Source organism: Flavobacterium sp. (assembly GCF_003525665.1).
In the GTDB taxonomy this organism is placed as follows: Bacteria; Bacteroidota; Bacteroidia; order Flavobacteriales; family Flavobacteriaceae; genus Flavobacterium.
Map to the genome: position 1 here is coordinate 1 of NZ_DQDX01000141.1, position 5219 is coordinate 5219.

The window sequence follows — 5219 nt, forward strand, 5'->3', positions numbered from 1 at the left end:
TCGCTATTTCAGGACAAGACATAATTATAAATAAAAACGTCCCGAATTATTGGGACGTTTTTTTTATGCTTCGATTTCTGATGATTTTGTCCTTCCTAAAAAGAATTGTGATAGAATTGATAAAATTACCGTTAGTAATGCACCAATAAAATTCAACCAAAGGAAACTTACGACATCTAAATAATAAATGTAAAAAATAGTTAATTGACTTACAACTGCACTCCAAAAAATGGCTTGTGCTTTTACATATTTGATATAAAATCCGACAAGGAAAATACCTAAAACGGTTCCGTAAAATATTGATCCTACAATGTTTACTAACTGAATTAAATTTTCAAATAAAGTTCCTACGCAGGCAAATAATATGGCAATAATTCCCCAAAGCAAAGTGAAGAATTTCGTTGCATTTACATAATGTTTTTCTGATTCTTCCTTTTTTCTATTGCGTTTGTAAATGTCAATAGTTGTAGTTGATGCTAAGGCATTTAACCCTGATGCAGAAGACGACATTGCAGCCGAAAGAATCACCGCTAGCAACAATCCGATTAAACCTTTTGGTAAATAATTTAGAATAAAATACAGGAAAACATAATCTTTATCGTTGGTTTCTGCTTTAGGATCGGCTTTAGAAATTAACTCTTTGGCTTGATCGCGAAGGTCTTTTTCTTTTCCAGAAATGGCAACCAATCGACTTCTCAAAATTGGGTTATCATAATTCTGATTCAAATGATCCATGTACAATAAATTGTACTCTTTTTTCTCTTCGGTTAAATCTTTTAATTGTTTTTCTAGTCCGTGATATTTATCGGCATAAACCGATTTTTCAATAGCTTCTTTATTTACTGGATTGAAATTAAGTGGCACATCGTTAAATTGAAAAAACACAAAAACCATTACACCAATCAGCAAAATAAAGAACTGCATTGGAACTTTCAAAAATCCGTTCATGATTAATCCTTTCTGACTTTCTCTATCTGATTTTCCTGATAAATAGCGACCAACTTGCGATTGATCGGTTCCAAAATAGGCTAGACTTAAGAAAAAACCACCAGCAATTCCGCTCCAAAATGTATATCTCGTTTCTGGATTAAACGAAAAATCTACAATATTCATTTTGTCATTTGCACCAGCGATATGCATTGCATTACTTAACGTCATTTCGTTTGGAAGCATGTGTAAAATGAGGTAAAATGTGATGAACATTCCGCTCATAATTACGAACATTTGTTGCTTTTGAGTTACGTTTACCGCTTTGGTTCCACCAGAAAATGTGTAGATAATTACTAATATTCCTATGATTACGTTTAGTAAAGTTAAGTTCCAACCTAATAATGTCGATAGAATAATTGATGGAGCATAAATGGTTAATCCAGTTCCTAATCCGCGTTGGAATAGAAATAGAATTGAAGCCAATGAACGCGTTTTTAAATCAAATCGTTGTTCGAGATATTCATAAGCCGTAAAAACTCTAAGTCGATTGTAAATTGGGATAAATGTGAAGCAAATTACGACCATGGCAATTGGTAAACCAAAGTAGAATTGCACAAAACCCATTCCGTCGTGATACGCTTGTCCTGGCGTAGATAAAAATGTTATTGCGCTGGCTTGCGTTGCCATAACTGATAGACCAACTGTCCACCAATTGGTTTCTTTATTTCCTAAAATATAATCTTCTACGTTTTTACTTCCTTTGGTTTTATAAACGCCATAAATTACTATGAATAGTAAGGTTACCGTAAGAATGATCCAGTCTATTTGTTGCATATTACGAGAAGATTTGCATTAATGCGAAAAAAATCACAATGTAAATGGCGTTCATAATTAGCAGCCAAGTATAGTTGGTGCTCCATCGGTTTTGTTTGTTTTTTTCCATGTTATTTTCCAATTGCAATCATGTTAGAAAGTAGTCTAAAAGCTCCAGCAACGCCTTCTGGTAATTCTCTAAAAAAGCTAATTCCAGTGTAAATATAATGTCCTTTTCCGTGTTTAGCTACTAAAATGGCACCATCTTTCGGTTTTTCACCTTTATCATTGGATGAAATTATTGGTGTAAAATTTTTGTCCCATTCATTCGGATAGTACAAACCTTGTTCTTGTTTCCAACCTTTAAAATCGTCTTGAGTTATTTTGTTTGGATAATTTAAAATTGGATGATTTGGCGCTAAAAATCTTACTTCGGCATTTTCTTCTGTAACTCTATCTCTAGAAATTTTGATTGGAAAAGGAGCAAGGTCTTTGGTTACAAATTCGTCCAAAGTGTTGTATTGCACAATCATCGTCTTTCCGTTTTTCACGAAATCTAATAGAATATTTTGTTTAAATCCGAGTGTTGTAACTACGTTATAAGCTCGAATTCCAGTCATAACAACATCAAAATTTTGAAGTCTTTCTGTAGAAATTTCTTCGGGTTTTAGTATCGTAACTTCATATCCCATTTGAGTCAAACTCTTCGGAACTTCATCGCCTGCGCCCATAACGTAAGCGATTTTTTCACTTTTAGTTTTGATGTTTAATTTTATCGCTTTTGCTTCGGCAGATTTCAAAACCATTTGCTTGAAAATATGCGGATAATTGATGTCGATTTTTTCTTTATCAAATGTTTTTCCGTCAACAGAAATAATACTTTTTAGAACAATTTCTGATGCTTCTTTTGATGGTGTAACATTAAAAACTGCCAATTGTTCTTCACCTTTTTTAGCTATTGAAAACGGAATTGAAGTAGGTGAAACGGTCCAGTTTTGCGGAATTTCTAATTGAATTGTTCCAGAAACAGCATCTTTTCCAGCTTTGATTTTTACAGTAACTGCTTTCTCTTTATTATTCGGAAAAATATACACTTTCTCTTGAATTGAAGAAGTTACAGCTGGCACAACATCAAGCGGTTGATAGACTTCACCTTTTACATCGTCGTTGTATTTGTAAACAACATTTCGTTCAAACGGAATTGTAACTCCATCAATTTCAATTAAAAATGTGACTTTTATTTGACGAATAACATCTGGTTTTCCAATATTTTCTTGGTTGTTTACCACATACATTCCATCAGTTCCAGATTCTTTTAGATAATACGGATTTGTATAATCTACCTCGTCAGTTATCTGTAAATCAATGGTTTTATTTACTAGTTTGTTATTTGGTAATTCAGTTGTACTTAAAGTTGTAAATGAATTTGGAACTGTATTAACTGCATTCCAATTCATTTTTTGATTACTTCTATTGATGGCTTCCAATTTTACTTTTACCGTACTTCCTGAAGCAACTTCTTGGTTATCGGCAACTGCTTCAAGATACAAACCTGCACAGCCTGCAATAATTTTCTCTATTTCTTCTGATTTTATTGTTTTCCAATGGTTATCGTCTAATTTCTGTATTAAATCATAAGCTTTTACCAATTCTGAAATGCTTGCTGATGGATTTTTGAAATCAAAATTCTTTTGGACATTTTCTAAGATTGTTCCGATTTCTTTTCCGTTTTTTACTCGATTCCAAGTGGTATCAATTCCTTCAAATAAATTGGTTTTGTCCTTTAAAGTTTCGCCTTTTAAGAATTCAAGATATTCGTCTTCTTCGCCACGAGTTCCAGTATTTCCGAAGCCTTGCGACTGATGACAGCTTCTACTTAAAGCGGCAATTTCTTGATTGGATTTGCCAAATTGCTTGTAGTAAACTCCGGTTTGAAGTTTGCTTAAATTGGTTTTATCGGCGGCATCAAATTTTTCTTTGCTTCCATAAAACCACCATGAAGTATTGAAAAATATACGTTTGGGTTGCCAAGTTGTGGCATATTTTAATTGATCTGGAAAAACAGAAGCATCGTTAGTTTTATCAAATGCTTCTAAACTTAACATTGCCGATGATGTGTGATGACCATGCGTTGTTCCTGGCGAACGATGATCAAATCGGTTGATAATTACATCGGGTTGGAATTTTCTAATTGCCCAAATTACATCGCTTAACACTTGATTTTTATCCCAAATTTGAAGAGTTTCATCAGGATTTTTTGAGAAACCAAAATCGTTGGCGCGTGAAAATAATTGTTCACCACCATCAATTTTTCGAGCTTCAATTAATTCTTGAGTTCTAATAACGCCAAGTAATTCACGAAGTTCTGGTCCGATTAAATTTTGTCCGCCATCGCCACGAGTTAATGATAAATAGCCAGTTCTAGCATTTTTTTCGTTAGATAAATACGATATAAGTCTGGTATTTTCGTCGTCTGGATGAGCTGCAACATAGAGCACAGAACCTAAAAAATTGAGTTTTTCAATTTGATGATACAATTCGACAGCACTAGGTTTTTGCGGTTTTTGTGCTAAAATTGTACATCCGATAAGAAGTGTTAGAAAAGTAAAAATCTTCTGCATTTGCTATATTTTTTCAATAGCTTCAAATGTAGTAATAATTCTAACGAGAAGTTTTACTTTCTAAAAATTTGGAATTTCTTTAACAAAAAAAAGAGTAAAGCTAGCAAACTTTACTCTTATGATTTAGAATCGACTAGTAATTAGTCTTTTCTTCCTTTTCCATTTTCTTTTCCATTTCCGCGACCTTTCCCATTGCCGTTATTTCCTTTGTATTTTGCTTCTTTAACAATGTAAACTTTTGCGTTTTTTCTATATTTTACCTTGTGATTTTTGTGATAAACATAAGGAGCATTTCCTCTGTAATCTGTCAAGTAAACAACATTTGCACCTCTTAAATTATAACCTCTATATCTTGCAGGAAGTGCTGCCGAACGATACCAACCACCATTTCTAATGTAAATAAATCGTTCTGCTGGAACATCATAATAGGCATCAATTTCGGGTAAATAATAATATTGTACTGCAACTCTATCGGCTGGTGCCCAAACTGGCGGTGTTCCTAAATTTACATTGACATTAACTTGCGCTTGTATGTTAAAACTACTTATAAGTAATCCTAATATTAGAAATTTTATTGCTTTCATAATCTTTACTTTTTTTAATTACTAGTATTTAGTTTAAACGTTAAGACAAAGATTGTGCTAAAGCCTAAAAATGGTGTTATGAAATTAAATCAATTTGTTACACAATTCTAATAGTATGGATTTAATGTATATTAAATCAGTGCTTTATGATGTGTTTGTGTTGTGGATTTTGAATTTAATTTTAATGATTTTCGTAGGATTTAACCATTAAAATAAAATAATTATATTTATTTCTTTTGGTCTTTCGCTGCTTTCTTGGCTGCTTTTTCGG

At 32.8% G+C, this 5219-nt stretch carries 3 protein-coding genes; all 3 read right to left on the bottom strand.

Annotated elements, in window-relative coordinates:
* Positions 1–63: 63 nt before the first annotated feature.
* The 3 genes from DIU01_RS09950 to DIU01_RS09960 all read right to left on the bottom strand — a co-directional run bounded on the left by DIU01_RS09950 (position 64) and on the right by DIU01_RS09960 (position 4948).
* On the bottom strand, positions 64–1764 hold the full coding sequence (locus DIU01_RS09950; protein ID WP_290834005.1) for a sodium:solute symporter: 1701 nt from the start codon (positions 1762–1764) through the stop codon (positions 64–66).
* A 110-nt stretch (positions 1765–1874) separates the two neighbouring features.
* Complete coding sequence (locus DIU01_RS09955; protein ID WP_290834007.1) at positions 1875–4364, bottom strand: PIG-L family deacetylase; 2490 nt, start codon at positions 4362–4364, stop codon at positions 1875–1877.
* Between the two features lie 140 nt (positions 4365–4504).
* On the bottom strand, positions 4505–4948 hold the full coding sequence (locus DIU01_RS09960) for a hypothetical protein (protein ID WP_290834009.1): 444 nt from the start codon (positions 4946–4948) through the stop codon (positions 4505–4507).
* Positions 4949–5219: the final 271 nt, after the last annotated feature.